At 66.9% G+C, this 15124-nt stretch carries 16 protein-coding genes; 9 read left to right on the forward strand and 7 right to left on the reverse strand.

What is annotated here, in order from left to right:
- Positions 1 to 11 precede the first annotated feature (11 nt).
- Positions 12 to 479 carry a Dps family protein gene (locus P2G67_RS13035; protein WP_275823668.1) on the reverse strand — a complete coding sequence of 156 codons (468 nt, stop codon included), beginning with the start codon at positions 477 to 479 and terminating at the stop codon, positions 12 to 14.
- A 266-nt stretch (positions 480 to 745) separates the two neighbouring features.
- A complete protein-coding gene (locus P2G67_RS13040; protein WP_275823669.1) occupies positions 746 to 1669 on the reverse strand; it encodes a methyltransferase domain-containing protein in 924 nt (307 codons plus the stop codon).
- 64 nt (positions 1670 to 1733) lie between these two features.
- Between P2G67_RS13040 and P2G67_RS13045 the strand changes: the two genes are divergently transcribed.
- The 3 genes from P2G67_RS13045 to P2G67_RS13055 all read left to right on the forward strand — a co-directional run bounded on the left by P2G67_RS13045 (position 1734) and on the right by P2G67_RS13055 (position 3690).
- A complete protein-coding gene (locus P2G67_RS13045; RefSeq protein WP_275823670.1) occupies positions 1734 to 2501 on the forward strand; it encodes a ComF family protein in 768 nt (255 codons plus the stop codon).
- 92 nt (positions 2502 to 2593) lie between these two features.
- On the forward strand, positions 2594 to 2857 hold the full coding sequence (grxC, locus tag P2G67_RS13050; RefSeq protein WP_275823671.1) for a glutaredoxin 3: 264 nt from the start codon (positions 2594 to 2596) through the stop codon (positions 2855 to 2857).
- Positions 2854 to 3690 (forward strand): carbon-nitrogen hydrolase family protein, encoded by an 837-nt coding sequence (locus tag P2G67_RS13055; RefSeq protein WP_275823672.1) that lies wholly within the window; start codon positions 2854 to 2856, stop codon positions 3688 to 3690. The genes grxC and P2G67_RS13055 overlap by 4 nt, the downstream gene beginning before the upstream one ends.
- A 7-nt stretch (positions 3691 to 3697) precedes the next feature.
- Here P2G67_RS13055 and mtgA read toward each other — a convergent pair whose 3' ends face one another.
- Positions 3698 to 4411 (reverse strand): monofunctional biosynthetic peptidoglycan transglycosylase, encoded by a 714-nt coding sequence (gene mtgA / locus P2G67_RS13060; protein WP_275823673.1) that lies wholly within the window; start codon positions 4409 to 4411, stop codon positions 3698 to 3700.
- A 90-nt stretch (positions 4412 to 4501) separates the two neighbouring features.
- Between mtgA and P2G67_RS13065 the strand changes: the two genes are divergently transcribed.
- Together P2G67_RS13065 and pyrC are read left to right on the forward strand one after the other, a co-directional pair.
- Complete coding sequence (locus P2G67_RS13065; RefSeq protein ID WP_275823674.1) at positions 4502 to 5479, forward strand: aspartate carbamoyltransferase catalytic subunit; 978 nt, start codon at positions 4502 to 4504, stop codon at positions 5477 to 5479.
- Complete coding sequence (gene pyrC, locus P2G67_RS13070) at positions 5479 to 6792, forward strand: dihydroorotase (RefSeq protein ID WP_275823675.1); 1314 nt, start codon at positions 5479 to 5481, stop codon at positions 6790 to 6792. The genes P2G67_RS13065 and pyrC overlap by 1 nt, the downstream gene beginning before the upstream one ends.
- A gap of 9 nt (positions 6793 to 6801) precedes the next feature.
- Here pyrC and P2G67_RS13075 read toward each other — a convergent pair whose 3' ends face one another.
- From P2G67_RS13075 to P2G67_RS13090, 4 genes are read right to left on the reverse strand one after another with little or no spacing between them, the layout of a single operon-like run.
- Positions 6802 to 7854: a tartrate dehydrogenase gene (locus P2G67_RS13075; RefSeq protein WP_275823676.1), complete on the reverse strand. Its 1053-nt coding sequence runs from the start codon at positions 7852 to 7854 to the stop codon at positions 6802 to 6804.
- Positions 7855 to 7871: 17 nt separating this feature from the next.
- A complete protein-coding gene (locus P2G67_RS13080; RefSeq protein ID WP_275823677.1) occupies positions 7872 to 8327 on the reverse strand; it encodes a tripartite tricarboxylate transporter TctB family protein in 456 nt (151 codons plus the stop codon).
- Positions 8324 to 9862: a tripartite tricarboxylate transporter permease gene (locus tag P2G67_RS13085; RefSeq protein ID WP_275823678.1), complete on the reverse strand. Its 1539-nt coding sequence runs from the start codon at positions 9860 to 9862 to the stop codon at positions 8324 to 8326. Before P2G67_RS13085 ends, P2G67_RS13080 begins: the two co-directional genes overlap by 4 nt.
- 37 nt (positions 9863 to 9899) lie before the next feature.
- Positions 9900 to 10790, reverse strand: coding sequence for a Bug family tripartite tricarboxylate transporter substrate binding protein (locus P2G67_RS13090; protein ID WP_275823679.1), 891 nt, complete (start codon positions 10788 to 10790; stop codon positions 9900 to 9902).
- Between the two features lie 454 nt (positions 10791 to 11244).
- On the opposite strand from P2G67_RS13090, the gene P2G67_RS13095 reads away from it, so the two are divergent.
- The 4 genes from P2G67_RS13095 (at position 11245) to P2G67_RS13110 (ending at position 14965) form a co-directional block, all read left to right on the forward strand.
- Positions 11245 to 11943 (forward strand): helix-turn-helix domain-containing protein, encoded by a 699-nt coding sequence (locus P2G67_RS13095; protein ID WP_322099708.1) that lies wholly within the window; start codon positions 11245 to 11247, stop codon positions 11941 to 11943.
- Between the two features lie 119 nt (positions 11944 to 12062).
- Positions 12063 to 12944, forward strand: a complete 882-nt coding sequence (locus tag P2G67_RS13100) for a class II glutamine amidotransferase (protein WP_275823680.1) — start codon at positions 12063 to 12065, stop codon at positions 12942 to 12944.
- A complete protein-coding gene (locus tag P2G67_RS13105) occupies positions 12945 to 13634 on the forward strand; it encodes a GltB/FmdC/FwdC-like GXGXG domain-containing protein (protein WP_275823681.1) in 690 nt (229 codons plus the stop codon).
- The gene (locus tag P2G67_RS13110; protein ID WP_275823682.1) at positions 13634 to 14965 is read left to right on the forward strand and encodes an FMN-binding glutamate synthase family protein; all 1332 of its coding nucleotides are present in this window, start codon (positions 13634 to 13636) and stop codon (positions 14963 to 14965) included. Before P2G67_RS13105 ends, P2G67_RS13110 begins: the two co-directional genes overlap by 1 nt.
- Positions 14966 to 15124: the final 159 nt, after the last annotated feature.

The following is a 15124-nucleotide window of genomic DNA, read 5'->3' on the forward strand; positions in this document are numbered from 1 at the left end:
GGACTTCCCGGTCAGCCCAGGTGGGCGCGGAGCATCCAGGCTGCCTTCTCGTGCGCGCTCAGGCGCTGGGTAAGAAGGTCGAGGGAGGCCTCGTCATTGGCCGCTTCCGCCGTCGGGAAGACAGAACGGATGCTGCGCGCCGTGGTCTCGTTGTCGGCCAGTAGGGCTTCGACCATTTCCTTCCAGCTCGGCACGCCCTCGGCCTCCTGCAGGGAAGTCAGTTCGGCGAAGGCCTTGTAGCTGCCCGGTGCCGGCTGGCCCAAGGTGCGGATGCGCTCGGCGATCTCATCCACGGCCGCGGCCAGTTCAGTGTACTGCGTCTCAAAAAGGTTGTGCAGCGACTGGAAGTTGGGGCCGGTCACGTTCCAGTGGAAGTTGTGGGTCTTGAGATAGAGCGTGTAACTGTCGGCCAGCACGCGGGACAGCCCCGCCGCCACGGCCTTACGATCTTCCTCTGACATACCGGTGTTCAAAGCCATGATTACCCTCCTTCACTTCAGTGAAGCACCAGCGAAACAGGAACCTCGCCGGCGCGCCTTGTTCTGAATCAGATATGGGGTCTGGCGAAGCCGACACAAGCTGTTTTTAGAACAGTTCTAAAATAAGGCCGCATTTGCTCCCTTGCCGCGTCGATGGCTTGTTTGAGCGACGCTTGCGTATGGCACATCACCCCTTATAGTAATTATAGGGAGATTATATGCTGTTTTGAATTGCGGAGAAGATGATGGCGCCACGCCTCCAGCGCTCAATGCTTGTCCGGCGGCACGACGGGGACGCCGCTGCCCTGTTCCGCGCTGCCCAGCGCATCGGCCAGACGGGCGGCGGCGCTGCCGGGCCGCAGGGGCTTAGGCTGTTCGGCGTGGGGCGCCCACCCCACGGCCCAAAGAAACTCGAACGTGACCGGCAGCCGCCCCTCGCTCGTGCCGAAACGCTCCGCATAGATCTCGAAGGTCCGCGCCAGTACATCCCGCCGCAAACCGCCTCGCGGCCGCTCGATCAGCGCATTGGCCGCTGCCATGCCGCGCAGTTCGCGCAGCAGCTTGATGGGGTCGGCATAGGTGACGGCAAGGCTTTCCCGATCGGCCACCGGCATGGCAAAGCCGGCGCGCTGCAACAGCCCCGCCAGGTCACGCAGTTCGGCAAAGGCGGAGACACGCGGCGCTGCTCCGCCCCGCAGTTCGCTCTCCGCCAGGATCAGCGAAGCGCGCAGCTCATGGAGACTGTCGCCCCCCAGCATCACGCCCAGAAAAAGACCGTCAGGCTTCAAGGCGCGGCGCAGTTGCAGCAGGGCGCCGGGCAGGTCGTTCACCCAGTGCAGAGACAGCAGGCTGACCGCCAGATCGAAGCTCTCCGGCGCGAAGGGCAGAAACTCCTCATCCGCTGCCAGCGCCGGCTGGCCGTTGGTCGCAGCCTGCCGCGCCATGGCCGGCGAGAGGTCGCACTGCACCACCCGCTCGACACCTGTCTGTCCCAGCAGGCGCGGCGCCAGGGTGCCGCCGTGGCATCCCAGGTCGAGCGCAAGGGGAAAGCTGCGGCGCACCTCTTCCAGCCGCTCGAGCAGGCGCTCGGCCGCCTCGGCCACCAGAAAATCGTGGTTCGGCCAGTCGGGCGCGGCCCTATCCCGGTTGCGGCGAACAGCCGCCCGATCGAAAACCAACATCTCGCTCATACCCCCAGATATGAAGCAGCGACCGGCCGGGGAAAAGCCCGGATGTGCCCGGCATGAGCGGGGCATGAACACGGCCAAGTCCCGGGAGGCGCTGCGGCTGCTGCGTCTTGCGGGGCGTGGCCTGCTCGATGCCGTGCTGCCGCCACGCTGTCTCAATTGCGGCCTCGTGGTCACCGAGGTGCGCACGCTCTGCCCCGCGTGCTGGCAGGGACTGACCCTGCTTGCCGACCCGCAGTGCGATGCCTGCGGCCTGCCCTTCCCGCACAGCCAGCCGGACGGCAGCCTCTGCGGCGCCTGCCTGCGCCGGCCGCCGCCCTGGGAGAAGGCCCGAGCGGCGCTGGCCTATGATGATGCCAGCAAAGGCATGATCCTGCGCTTCAAGCACGCGGACTACACCGAAGCGGCAGATACCCTGGCCGTTTGGATGGCTCGAGCCGGAGACCCTTTGCTGCGCCGCGCCGAGCTGTTGGCGCCGGTACCACTGCACCCGCGCCGGCTCTTCGCCCGGCGCTACAACCAATCGGCACTGTTGGCGCAGGCGCTGGGCCGGCGCAGCAATTGCGCCGTGGTGCCCGACCTGCTGCTGCGCCGGCGCAACACGCCCTCCCAAGGGCATCTCTCTCTGGCACAGCGCAGGCGCAACGTGGCCGGCGCCTTTGCGGTTCATCCCCGGCACCGGGCGCAGTTGGACGGCCGGCACGTGCTGTTGATCGATGATGTCTACACCACCGGCGCCACCCTGAGCGCCTGTACCCGGGCGCTCTATCGTGCCGATGCCCGGGCGGTCGACGTGCTCACGTTGGCCCGCGTGGTGCGCCCTGCGCGGGACTGAACTGCTCCCCATACACACCGCCGCCGGTTTCGCTGCGGCGCGGGCTTCCTATATGGTGACGGTATCTTTTTGAACGGAATCGACAGGACACCATGCCAAAGATCGAGATTTACACCACCTTCCTCTGCCCCTTCTGCAGCCGCGCCAAGAAGCTGCTCGACCGCAAGGGCGTCGCCTACGAAGAGATCGACGCCGGCAGCGCCAAGGTACGCGCGGCCATGCGCGAGCGGGCCGGCGGGCGCAACTCCGTGCCGCAGATTTTCATCGGCGAGCACCACGTCGGCGGCTGCGATGAGCTCTATGCCCTGGAGCAGAAGGGTGATCTCGATCCCCTGTTGCAGGGAAGCGCGGCATGAGCGAGGCCTTCACCGTCGGCCTGGTCCAGACCAACAGCAGCGACGTCCTCGCGGACAACATCGCCGCCGCTTCGCAGATGATCCGCGAGGCGGCCGGACAGGGCGCGGACTTCGTGCTCACGCCGGAGAACACAACGCTGATGTCGCCCAGCCGCGAGGCCACCTTGGCCGCGGCACTGCCGGAGGAAAGCCATCCCGCGATCCCGGCCTTCTCCGCACTGGCGCAAGAACTGGGCATCTGGCTGCTGATCGGCTCGCTGTCGGTGCGCCTCGGCCCGGACAAGGCCGCCAACCGCAGCATGCTCTTCGACCCCCGGGGGCAGGTCGCCGCGCGCTACGACAAGATTCACATGTTCGACGTCAACATCCCCGACGGACAGAGCTACCGGGAGTCCGACACCTTCCGGCCCGGCGAGCAGGCCGTGGTTGCCGACCTGCCCTGGGGCCGCCTGGGCCTGACGATCTGCTACGATGTGCGCTTCGCCGCGCTCTACCGCAATCTCGCCAAGGCAAGGGCCTCCTTCATCTCGGTGCCGGCAGCCTTCACCGCCTTCACCGGACAGGCGCACTGGCATGTGCTGCAGCGCGCCCGGGCCATCGAGACCGGCTGCTTCGTTTTCGCTCCGGCGCAGTGCGGCACCCATGTCGCCGACCGCCAGACCTACGGCCATTCCCTGGTCGTAGCGCCCTGGGGCGAGGTCCTGGCCGACGCCGGCTCGGAACCCGGCGTGGTAACGGCCCGCATCGACCCGGCGCTGGTCGCCGAAGCCCGGCGCATGGTGCCGGCGCTCACCCACGACCGCGCCTTCGAAGCGGTGCCGGAGGGCGCTTGAGGGCGGCTCAGCGCGCGCAGTCCAGCAGCGGCCCCAACTGCTGCACCCGGGTCTGCAGCGTGCCGCCGCGGCGCGAGATGTAGTCGCTCGGCCGCCCGGCCGCCCACCGCCGGGGGTTGGGCAGCACGGCAGCCATCAGGGCACCCTCCCGGCTGGAGAGATGGGCCGCCGCCTTGCCGAAGTGTGCCTGCGCGCCCGCCTCGGCACCATAGACGCCCGGGCCCCATTCAGCGACGTTGAGATAGAGCTCCAGGATCCTCTGCTTCGAGAGCAGGGTTTCCAGATAGAGCGTGAAGTAGGCCTCGACGCCCTTGCGCAGGAAGCCGCCGCCGGGCCAGAGAAAGAGATTCTTTGCCAGTTGCTGCGAGAGTGTGCTGGCGCCGCGCGAGCGCCCGCCCGACTGGCGCTCGGACCAGGCCTCACGCAAGGACGCGAAGTCGAACCCGCCGTGGCTGCAGAAATGGTTGTCCTCGCCGGCGATCACGGCAAAGCGCAGGTTGGGAGAGATCTCTTCCAGTGAGCGCCAGCGCTTTGCCAGCCCCTCCCCCTCGAAGAGCCTAAGGATCATCAAGGGCGTGCCCGGCGGCGGGACAAGGGAATAGGTCAGCGTCAGCAGCAGCGGCAGGCCCAGCACCAGCACAACCAGAATGAGGGCGGCCTTGCGGATGCGCCGGCCTTGCCGCTGGTAGAAGCGGCGCACTCGCCCCCTGATGCCCTTCACCCGTCCTGCCTCACGCCCACGCCGCCCCTTCTCATGCTTGCACCTTGGCGCCTTGCACCCTGCGCGCCGCGGTGCGATAACCGCCCCTCGATGACAGCGGCACAGACCTCAGTCGGAAGCTCCGGCTTTCCGCACCGCCACCTGCTCGGCATCGAAGGCCTGAGCCGGAGCGAAATCGCCTTTCTTCTCGACCTCGCCGATCACTATGCCGCAGAGGACCCGCGCGCGCATCGGCCTTCCGCCTTACTGGCGGGACACACGGTCATCAACCTTTTCTTCGAGAATTCGACGCGCACCCGCACCTCCTTCGAGCTGGCGGCGAAGCGCCTGGGCGCCGAGGTGATCAACATGTCGGTGGCCTCCTCCTCGATCAAGAAGGGGGAGACGCTGATCGACACCGCCATGACGCTCACCGCAATGCGCCCAGACCTGCTGGTGGTGCGTCACCCGGACTCCGGTGCGGTGTCGCTGCTCAGTGAGAAGGTGGACTGCGCCGTCATCAACGCCGGCGACGGGAGCCACGAACATCCGACCCAGGCACTGCTGGACGCGCTTTCCATCCGCCAGCGCCGCGGCCGTCTCGCCGGCCTGACCGTGGCGATCTGCGGCGACCTGCTGCACAGCCGGGTGGCGCGCTCCAACATCCACCTGCTCACCACCATGGGCGCGCGCGTGCGGGTAATCGGGCCGCCGACGCTGTTGCCCTCGGGCATCGAACGCTTCGGCGTCACCGCCTATCACGACATGCGCACCGGGCTCGCCGATGTGGACATCGTCATGATGCTGCGCCTGCAGAACGAGCGCATGCAGGGCTCCTACGTGCCTTCCGTGCGGGAGTACTTCCGCTTCTACGGCCTGGACCGGGAGAAGCTGGCCCTGGCCAAGCCCGATGCGCTGATCATGCACCCGGGACCGATGAACCGCGGTGTGGAGATCGACAGCGAGCTGGCCGACGACATCGACCGCTCCCTGATCCGCACCCAGGTGGCCATGGGCGTGGCGGTGCGGATGGCCTGCCTGCACGCTTTATTGCGCGGCACGGCCCCGCCGGAAGAAGGACGCGCCTGATGGTCCAGGAGTCAGCGACTGCACCAGCGCGAAGCGCGCGCGTTGCTTACCTGAACGCCCGCCTGCTCTGCCCGGAGAGTGGCCTGGATGCCCCGGGCGCGCTGCTGACCGAAGGCGGCCGCATTGCCGACTTGGGCCCGCAGCTCTTCAACGAGGGGGTGCCCGAGGGCATTGCCACTGTCGACTGCGCCGGCGCCTGCCTGGCGCCGGGCCTTGTGGACATGCGCGTGCAGCTGCGCGAGCCCGGCCAGGAGCACAAGGAGACCATCGCCAGCGCCAGCCGCGCGGCGGCGGCCGGCGGCATCACCTCAATGGTGGCCCTGCCCAACACCGACCCGCCGGTGGACGACGTGGCCGGCGTGGAGTTCGTCGCCCGGCGTGCGCGCGAAGAAAAGCTGGTCAAGGTCTACACCTACGCCGCCCTCACCCGCCGGCTGGAGGGGCAGGAGATCACCGAAATCGGCCTGCTGCACGAGTATGGCGCCCGCGGCTTCACCGACGGCGTGAAGCCCCTGGCCGACGCGCAGGTGCTGCGCCGCGCGCTCTCCTATGCCACCGCCTTCGACACGGTGATCCTGCAACTGCCGCAGGAACCGGCATTGAGCGGCGGAATGATGAACGGCGGCGAGCTCGCCACCCGGCTCGGGCTTTCCGGCATCCCACCCCTGGCCGAGGTCATGCTGCTGGAGCGCGACCTGCGTCTGGTCGAGATGACCGGCGGGCGCTACCACGCATCCCTGATCTCCACCGCAGAGGCCGTGGAAGCCATCCGCCGCGCCAAGGCCAAGGGCTTGGCGGTCACCTGCGATACGGCGCCGCACTACTTCACGCTGAACGAGAACGCGGTGGGCGACTATCGCAGCTTCGCCAAGGTCATGCCGCCGCTGCGCAGCGAATCCGATCGGGAAGCGGTTGCCGCCGCGGTGGCCGACGGCACCATCGACGCCATCTGCTCCGACCACGCACCTCAAGACCAGGACGCCAAGCGCCTGCCCTTCGCCCATGCGGAGTGGGGGATGGCCGGTCTGGAGACGCTGCTGCCGCTGTCCCTAGCGCTGGTGCATCAGGGGCGGCTGTCGCTGCTGGACCTGCTGCGCCGGCTCACGGCCACCCCGGCCGGCATCCTGCAAGGCCACGCCGCGCTCACCCCTGGCGCGCCGGCGGACCTGGTGCTCTTCGATCCGGAGCGCCCCTGGGTGATCGATCCCGACCGCTTCCTCTCGAAATCCAAGAACGCCCCCTACGACCGCCATCCGGTGCAGGGGCAGGTGCTGCGCAGCGTGGTCGACGGGCGCAGCATCTTTACGGCCTGAGGTCTGCCCCTACAGCTTCGCAAGCACCGCATCGGTCATTTCGCGGGTCGAAGCCGTGCCGCCGAGATCGCGGGTCAGCGTCTTGCCCTCGGCGCAGACCGCCTCGATGGCGCCCATCAACGCGGCGGCCGCCCTCGCCTCTCCCAGGAAGTCGAGCATCATCTGCGCGGTCCAGAGCGTGGCGATGGGGTTGGCAATGCCTTGCCCTGCGATATCGGGAGCGGAGCCGTGCACCGGCTCGAACATCGAGGGGAAGCGCTTTTCCGGGTTGAGGTTGGCCGAGGGCGCGATGCCGATGCCGCCGGCACAGGCCGGGCCCAGGTCGGAGAGGATATCGCCGAAGAGGTTGGAGCCCACCACCACGTCGAACCAGTCGGGATGCTGCACGAAGTGGGCGGTCAGGATGTCGATGTGGAACTGGCTGACCTCGACTTGCGGATAGTGCTTTGCCATGGCCGCCACCCGCTCGTCCCAGTAGGGCATGGTGTGGATGATGCCGTTGGACTTGGTGGCCGAGGCCAGCTTGCCGCGCCGCGCCTTGGCCGCCTCGAAGGCATAGCGCAGGATGCGGTCAACGCCGTGGCGGGTGAAGACGGACTGCTGCAGCACGGCCTCGCGCTCCGTGCCCTCGAAGACGCGCCCGCCGATGGTGGAGTACTCGCCCTCGGTGTTCTCACGCACCACGAGGAAGTCGATCTCCTCCGGCTTGCGGTCGGCCAGCGGCGAACGAACGCCGGGCAGCAGCTTGACCGGGCGCAGGTTGACGTACTGGTCGAACTCGCGCCGGATCGGCACCAGCAGGCCCCAGAGCGAGACGTGATCGGCCACGCCAGGCGCGCCCACGGCACCCAGGAAAATGGCGTCGAAGCGGCTGAGCTGCTCGATCCCGTCGGGCGGCATCATCGCGCCGTGGTCCAGGTAGTGCTGGCAGGAGTAGGGGAACTCGGCGAACTCCAGCGCAAAGCCGAAATCGCCGGCCAAGGCCTGCAGCACCCGCACACCCTCGGGGATCACCTCCTGGCCGATCCCGTCCCCCGGGATCAGCGCGATGCGATAACTCATCTTTGTCTCCGCCTGGATCAGAACAGCAGCCCGCGCGGGGGCCGCACATAGAGCAGCTTGTTGAACACGATATAGAAGAAGGCAACCTCCGCCACCACCACACAGGCCCAGATGCCGGCAAGCTTCCAGGTCACCTGCCGCTGCGCCGCGGCCAGGTAGCAGACCAAAAGGAAGAACGCGATCAGGCTCGCGGCGACGAAGCCCAGGAAGCCGATGCCCCACCACCAGGCGAAGAGGATCAGGGTGACGACGACCAGGCGCAGGCGGTTGCCCTCCTCGAAGAGCACCCGCATGTCGGGATTGAGGAGACCCTTGACCAGCAGCGCCACCGAGATCACGGCGGTGAGCAGCAGGATGGTCTCGGGAAAGACGGCGCTGAGGTTCGACAGGCGGCCCATGGAGAACCAGAAGCCCGCCGCAAAGACGAGCCCGAGGAAGCCGGCCCAGAGATCGCTGTTGACCCGCAGGTTCATGTCTCGCCCCCCGCGTCCCGCTCTTTGCCGACCCGCCGCCGGCGCCAGGCGCCCACCATGGGGGCGCCCACGGCGAGCACCACGAGCAGCACCAGGATCTGCGACAGGGGGTTTTCCACCAGGCGCAGCTGCGGCACGCTGTAGGCCATGCCGCCCAGCACCGACTGCACATAGCCCATCTCGGCAATCCCGCCCAGGATGAGGCCGAGGACGATGGGGGCCGATCCGATGCCGATGTTGCGCAGCAGGTAACCGACCACGCCCAGGCCCAGCATGATCAGCACGTCGACCATGGAGTTGCGCAGGGCATAGGTGCCAAGGATCGTCACCAGGGCGATGCTGGGCACGAGGAAGAAGTAGGGCGTGCCCACCACGATGCGATAGATCACCCGCCCGCCCAGCAGGCCGACGGGCAGCATCAGCAGCGCTGCCACGCCCATGGAGAGGATGAAGCCGTTGGTCAGCACGCCACTGGTGCTGAAGAGCTCGAAGCCGGGGCGCAGACCGTGCAGCATCATCACGCCGAGGATGATCGCATCCGGCGGAGCGCCGGGAATGCCCAGGGTGAGCAGCGGCACCATGCTGCCGGCGACCATGACGTTGTTGCTTGTTTCCGAGGCCACCAGCCCGTCGACATTGCCGCGCCCGAAGGTTTCCGGCCGCTTGGAGCTGCGCCGCGCGGCATCGTAGGAGACCAGCGAAGCGATCGAGCCGCCGGCGCCGGGAATGATGGCGATCACCTGTCCGATCACGGCAGAGCGGATGAGGTTCACGGGCTTGGCGAGCACGGCGCGCGCGGTGCGCAGGAAGATCGCCATGCCTTCGCGCGCCCCGGTCTTCATGCCGGCGGCATCGATGGCGGCGCGGCCGCGGGTTGCCATCAAGAGCAGTTCGGGCACCACAAAGAGCCCGATCAGCGCCACGATCAGTTCCACCCCGCCCTGCATGGCCGGGATGCCGAAGGTGAAGCGGCTCTCCCCGCCCACGGGCGAGACGCCGATGGTGCCGAGGATCATGCCGATGCAGCCGCCCAACAGGCCCTTGAGCAGGGAGCCTTCGGAGAGGGCCGCTATCAAGGTGAGGCCGAGGATGGCGACCCAAAACATCTCCGCCGGCCCGAAGAAAAGCGCCATGCGCGCCAGCGGCGGCGCCAGCAGCAGCAGGGCCAAGACCCCGAGCACCCCCCCGATCACCGAGGCCACAGTGGCGGCGCAAATCGCCTCATAGGCCCGGCCCTGCTTGGCCATGGGATAGCCATCGAAAGTGGTGGCGATGGACGAGGGCGTTCCCGGCGTGTTGACCAGGATGGCGGCGAAGGAGCCGCCATAGATCGTGCCCATATAGACGGCGCCCAGGGCCACGAGACCTTGGAGAGCGTCCATGGTGAAGGTGAAGGGCAGCAGGACCGCCAGCGCCATGGTGGCGGTCAGGCCGGGCAACGCGCCGACGAAAAGCCCCGCGGTGACGCCGATGAAGATGACCAGCAGCATGTGCGGCTGCAGGATCGATACCAGCGCCTCGAGAAACAGCTCCATCGTGCCTGCCCGGCCCCGTGTCTGGTCGTGATCCGGGCTAGTTACCCATTTCCGCCTCGATCACGTCACCGTAAGCCTGGCGCATGGTTTCCACCAGGTCGACCGCATCTTCCCCGGTTTCATGGGTCATGACGAAGCCAAGCGGTTCCTGCTTTTCCCGAATCGCCTCATTGGTCTCGCCGAAGGCCTCGGCAAGGGTTTCGAGGATCTCGGGCGGGGTGCCCTTGGGCGCGGCAACGCCGCGATAGGCGCCACCGACGATGTCGTAACCCAGTTCACGGAAAGTCGGCACATCCGGCAAGGTCGAAACCCGCTCCTCGGCCGCGACGGCCAGCACGCGCACCTCATCGGGCATCTGCAGGCCAAGCACCGTGTAGCTCATCAAGGCGGAGACATGGTTGCCCAGCAGCGCCGAGGGCAGCGGGCCGGTGCCGGTGAAGGGGATATAGGTCAGATCGATCTCGGCCTCATTCTCCAGACGCAGGGTTTCCAAGTGATTGGCGCTGAAGGTGCCGCTGCCGCCCAAGGTCACCACCTGGGGGTTCTCCTGCGCATAACTCACCAGGTCCTCCAGCGTTTCGAAAGGGCTGCTCTTGGAGACGACCAAAGCGCTGGGCGTGAAGTGGAACCAGGTCACAATATCCCAATCGAAGGTGTCGTAGCCCGCATCGTCGCGCAGGATCGGCTGGGCCACGATATGCGGCAGGTTGACGCCGATGAGCGTATAGCCGTCCGGCTCGGCGCTGCGCTGGAAGTCGCTCCAGGCCACGGCCCCGCCGCCGCCGGGCCGATGGGTCACGACGACATCGACGCCGAGGCTCTCTTCGAGATGCGGCTCCTGGAAACGGGCCGTGACGTCGGATTCTCCGCCAGGGTTGAAGGAAATCACATAGGTGATGGGCTCTTCCGGATACTCTGCCTGCGCCATCGCACTGCTCGTCGCCAGTGCAAGAGCGAACGCACAGCTACCCACAGCCAAAGCCGTCGCGGTGGTCTTCATCTTTCGTTCCTCCCGGTTGAGTGCAGCCGCTTGCTGCGACCTTGTGCGATTTGTCTTCGGCGCGCGGGCGCCTTCGCCGATCATGTGTCGGAGCCTGAAACCCTTGTACAGGAGCTTGCACGCTGTCAACGGGTTATGGGTACTGCACGATCCTGCGGCCCGACAAGCGGAAGCTGATCTCACGTGGCGGCCGCGTGCTGCGCCAAGTCACGTGGCCGGCACCCTCCTGCTGCCAGCGACGCCCATGAAATGCGCAAGGGATCATCGCTTCTGCTATAGTCCCAAGTGGTTCGAGCCGGGGGATTTACCTTCCCCCGTCGCTGCGCGCCATACTATAAGAGGAATAGGTAAAGGGGAGTTCGCGTTGAGCAAAGAGTCAGGGGTGCGGACACGAAAGGACACTCACCGGGCCGCCAAACCGCCGCCAAGCAAGTCGACACCGGTCAAACCGGCGCCGCGCAACGGCGAGGAGCCGGATCTGACCACGGGCTCCAATGCGCCCCGCGCGCGCGACGGCGGCCTGCAGGAAGCCATCGGCGTGCAGGTGCGCAGTCTGCGCAAGCAGCAGGAAATGACCGTGGTGGAACTGGCCGGGCAGGCCGGGCTGTCCGCCGGCATGCTCTCCAAGATCGAGAACGGCGGCATCTGCCCCTCCCTCAACACCCTGCAGGCCCTGGCGCACGCCTTGAACGTGCCCATCACCGCCTTCTTCGAGAAATTCGAGGAACGTCGAGACGCCTCCTATGTGCCGGCCGGCGCGGGCGTCACCATCGAGCGGCGCGGCAGCAAGGCCGGCCACCGCTATCAACTCCTCGGCCACTCTCTGGGCGGCGACATTGCGGTGGAGCCCTATCTGGTGACCCTGAGCGAGGGCGCCCAGCCGTACGGCAGCTTCCGGCACGAAGGTGTAGAGTTCATCCATCTGCTCGAAGGCCGCGTGCGCTATCGCCACGGCGACCGCGTGATCGACATGGGCCCCGGCGACTCCCTCTTTTTCGATGCGGCCGCACCGCACGGGCCGGAAACCCTCGAGGAATTGCCGCTGCGCCTGCTGTCGATCATCATCTATCCGCGAAGTTGATCCCCCGGACATATCCGGCCGCTCTGCTCCGCGTTTCCTGACAGGAAAACAACTTTCTTATTATTGACAGGGCGGCCCGAGCCGCTAGGCTCGCAGGCCTCATGCTGGAGGACTGCGCCATGTGCGGTATTGTTGGACTTTATCTTAAGGATCAGCGCCTGGCGCCAGAGCTGGGTGCCCATTTGGAAACCATGCTCGTCAAGATGACGGATCGCGGCCCGGACAGCGCCGGTTTTGCGGTCTATGGCGAGCCCATCGACGGCATGGTCCGGCTCACGATTCGCAGCGATGCGGCCGAACCGGATTTTGAAAGCCTCAGCGCGCGTCTGGGCAGCGATGTGCGTATCACCGGGCACGGCAATCATGTCCTGGCCCTGGTGCCGGCAAGCTCCCTGGAGCAGGTGAAAACCGTCATTGCCGCCGAACCGGATCTGGTGATCTCCAGCCGGGGCGAGCGTGTGGAGATGTACCGCGATGTGGGCCTGCCGGCCAACGTGGCCAAGCGCTTCGGGCTCAGCCGGATGCAGGGGACGCACGGGATCGGCCACACCCGCATGGCCACGGAGTCCGCGGTCACCGTCGACGGTGCGCACCCCTTCTCTACCGGCAACGACCAGTGCCTGGTGCACAATGGCTCGCTCTCCAATCACAATGACCTGCGCCGCCGCCTGCGCCGCGAGGGCATGGAGTTCCGCACGGAGAACGACTCGGAAGTGGCTGCGGCTTATCTGTCCTGGCGCATGAACCAGGGAGACAGCTTCGGTGACGCCTTGACGCACGCGCTGGATGACCTGGACGGCTTCTACACCTTCGTCGTCGGGACCGGCCGCGGATTTGGCGTGCTGCGCGACCCGATTTCCTGCAAACCCGCCGTTCTGGCGGAGACCGATGCCTGGGTGGCTTTCGGCTCGGAGTATCAGGTGCTGACCGACCTGCCGGGCATTGATAAGGCCCGTGTGTGGGAGCCCAAGCCCTCCACCCCCTATTTCTGGGAGCGCTGAATGCCAACTGTGGACCTCTCCGTTACCTCCCTGCGGGAATTGAACCAGGCGCTGCATGAGCAAAGCGACCCGGGCAACGACCGTCACTGGATCGTCAAGAATCCCAAGGGTCAGCACGCCCTGGCGGCGGGCGTCGATGCCGAGCTCGACATCGATATCGAGGGCCATGTCGGCTACTACTGCGCCGGCATGAACAAGCAGGCCAAGATCACCGTTCACGGCAATGCCGGCGTCGGCGTGGCCGAGAACATGATGTCGGGCGTGGTGCACGTGAAGGGCGACGCCAGCCAGTCCGCCGGCGCGACCGGGCGCGGCGGCCTGCTGATCATCGACGGCAACGCCAGCGCGCGCTGCGGCATCTCCATGAAGGGCATCGACATCGTCGTGAAAGGCGACATCGGCCACATGAGCGCCTTCATGGGCCAGGCCGGCCGCCTTGTCGTTTTCGGCGATGCAGGCGAGGCGCTGGGTGACTCCCTCTACGAGGCACGGATCTACGTCCGCGGTGCGGTCACCAGCCTGGGCGCTGACTGCGTCGAGAAGCCGATGGAGGACAAGCACCGCGAGGAACTGGCCGCCTTGATCGACGCGGCCGGCGCGACCGGAGAGGTCGATATCGGCGAATTCCGCCGCTACGGCTCCGCGCGCAGCCTCTACAACTTCAAGGTCGACAATGTGAGCGCCTACTGATGACCACGGCCAAGATTCCAACCACCGTTCCGCGGCAGTCGGCGACCTTCGACGACTACACGCTTTCCGAAATCCGTCGCGCGGCCGCCACCGGCCTCTATGACATTCGCGGCGCCGGCAGCAAGCGCAAGCTGCCCAATTTCGACGACCTGCTCTTCCTGGGCGCAAGCATCTCGCGCTACCCCCTGGAAGGCTATCGCGAGAAGTGCGGCACCGACGTGGTGTTGGGCACGCGCTTCGCCAAAAAGCCGATCGAACTGAAGACGCCGGTGACCATCGCCGGCATGAGTTTCGGGTCGCTTTCTGCCCAGGCGAAGGAAGCCCTTGGCCGCGGCGCCTCGGCGATGGGCACCAGCACCACCACCGGCGATGGCGGCATGACGCCTGAGGAGCGCGGTCATTCCGACAAGCTGGTCTACCAGCTGCTGCCCTCGCGCTATGGCATGAACCCCGACGACCTGCGCATGGCCGACGCCATCGAGGTGGTGGTGGGCCAGGGCGCCAAGCCGGGCGGCGGCGGCATGCTGCTGGGCCAGAAGATCTCCGAGCGCGTGGCGGAAATGCGGACCCTGCCTCAGGGCATCGATCAGCGCTCCGCCTGCCGCCATCCTGACTGGACCGGCCCGGACGATCTCGAGGTCAAGATCTTGGAACTGCGCGAGATCACCGACTGGGAAAAGCCGATCTACGTGAAGATCGGCGCCACCCGGCCCTACTACGACACCTCACTTGCCGTGAAGTCCGGCGCCGACGTGGTGGTGTTGGACGGCATGCAGGGCGGCACCGCCGCGACCCAGGAAGTCTTCATCGAGCATGTGGGCATTCCCCTGCTCGCCGCTATCCGCCCCGCGGTCCAGGCGTTGCAGGATCTGGGCATGCACCGTAAGGTCCAGCTCATCGTTTCTGGCGGCATCCGCAACGGTGCGGATGTGGCCAAGGCGCTGGCGCTGGGTGCCGATGCGGTTGCCATCGGCACAGCCGCGCTGGTGGCTCTGGGCGACAACGACCCGCAATGGGCCGAAGAATATGCCGCTCTGGGCAGCGAGGCCGGTGCCTATGACGACTGGCACGAGGGCCGCGATCCCGCCGGTATCACCACCCAGGATCCGGAACTGGCCAAGCGTCTTGACCCGGTGGCGGCAGGCCGTCGCCTGCGCAACTATCTCGCGGTCTTGACGCTGGAAGCACAGACCATCGCGCGGGCCTGCGGCAAGTCGCACCTGCACAACCTGGAGCCGGAAGACCTGGTGGCCACCACCATCGAGTCCGCCGCCATGGCTCGGGTGCCTCTGGCCGGGACCGGGTGGATCCCGGGCCAGGGCGGCTTTTAAGGCATAGGGCTCTCGTGGGCGTATCGTGCCATTCAGCCCTCGGCGCCCTCCGCTATTGCCGGGTTCCTGCCCGGCCTTTCACCGCCCTCTCCGGCACTGTGAGCGCCGGAGAGGGCGTTTCGCAATCGTAAGAACGTCGTTCAGAACAGGGACACGACA

This window comes from Aquibaculum arenosum, from assembly GCF_029222965.1.
In the GTDB taxonomy this organism is placed as follows: domain Bacteria; phylum Pseudomonadota; class Alphaproteobacteria; order Kiloniellales; family DSM-21159; genus Aquibaculum; species Aquibaculum arenosum.

Bases quoted from the DNA above. Each gene is read 5' to 3' on its own strand.
- P2G67_RS13080 (WP_275823677.1), bottom strand. From the start codon at position 8,327: ATGAACCTGCGGGTCAACAGCGATCTCTGGGCCGGCTTCCTCGGGCTC.
- P2G67_RS13035 (WP_275823668.1), bottom strand. From the start codon at position 479: ATGGCTTTGAACACCGGTATGTCAGAGGAAGATCGTAAGGCCGTGGCG.
- P2G67_RS13040 (WP_275823669.1), bottom strand. From the start codon at position 1,669: ATGAGCGAGATGTTGGTTTTCGATCGGGCGGCTGTTCGCCGCAACCGG.
- P2G67_RS13110 (WP_275823682.1), top strand. From the start codon at position 13,634: ATGACCACGGCCAAGATTCCAACCACCGTTCCGCGGCAGTCGGCGACC.
- P2G67_RS13100 (WP_275823680.1), top strand. From the start codon at position 12,063: ATGTGCGGTATTGTTGGACTTTATCTTAAGGATCAGCGCCTGGCGCCA.
- grxC (WP_275823671.1), top strand. From the start codon at position 2,594: ATGCCAAAGATCGAGATTTACACCACCTTCCTCTGCCCCTTCTGCAGC.
- P2G67_RS13105 (WP_275823681.1), top strand. From the start codon at position 12,945: ATGCCAACTGTGGACCTCTCCGTTACCTCCCTGCGGGAATTGAACCAG.
- P2G67_RS13085 (WP_275823678.1), bottom strand. From the start codon at position 9,862: ATGGAGCTGTTTCTCGAGGCGCTGGTATCGATCCTGCAGCCGCACATG.
- P2G67_RS13090 (WP_275823679.1), bottom strand. From the start codon at position 10,790: ATGGCGCAGGCAGAGTATCCGGAAGAGCCCATCACCTATGTGATTTCC.
- pyrC (WP_275823675.1), top strand. From the start codon at position 5,479: ATGGTCCAGGAGTCAGCGACTGCACCAGCGCGAAGCGCGCGCGTTGCT.
- P2G67_RS13065 (WP_275823674.1), top strand. From the start codon at position 4,502: ATGACAGCGGCACAGACCTCAGTCGGAAGCTCCGGCTTTCCGCACCGC.
- P2G67_RS13045 (WP_275823670.1), top strand. From the start codon at position 1,734: ATGAACACGGCCAAGTCCCGGGAGGCGCTGCGGCTGCTGCGTCTTGCG.
- P2G67_RS13055 (WP_275823672.1), top strand. From the start codon at position 2,854: ATGAGCGAGGCCTTCACCGTCGGCCTGGTCCAGACCAACAGCAGCGAC.
- P2G67_RS13075 (WP_275823676.1), bottom strand. From the start codon at position 7,854: ATGAGTTATCGCATCGCGCTGATCCCGGGGGACGGGATCGGCCAGGAG.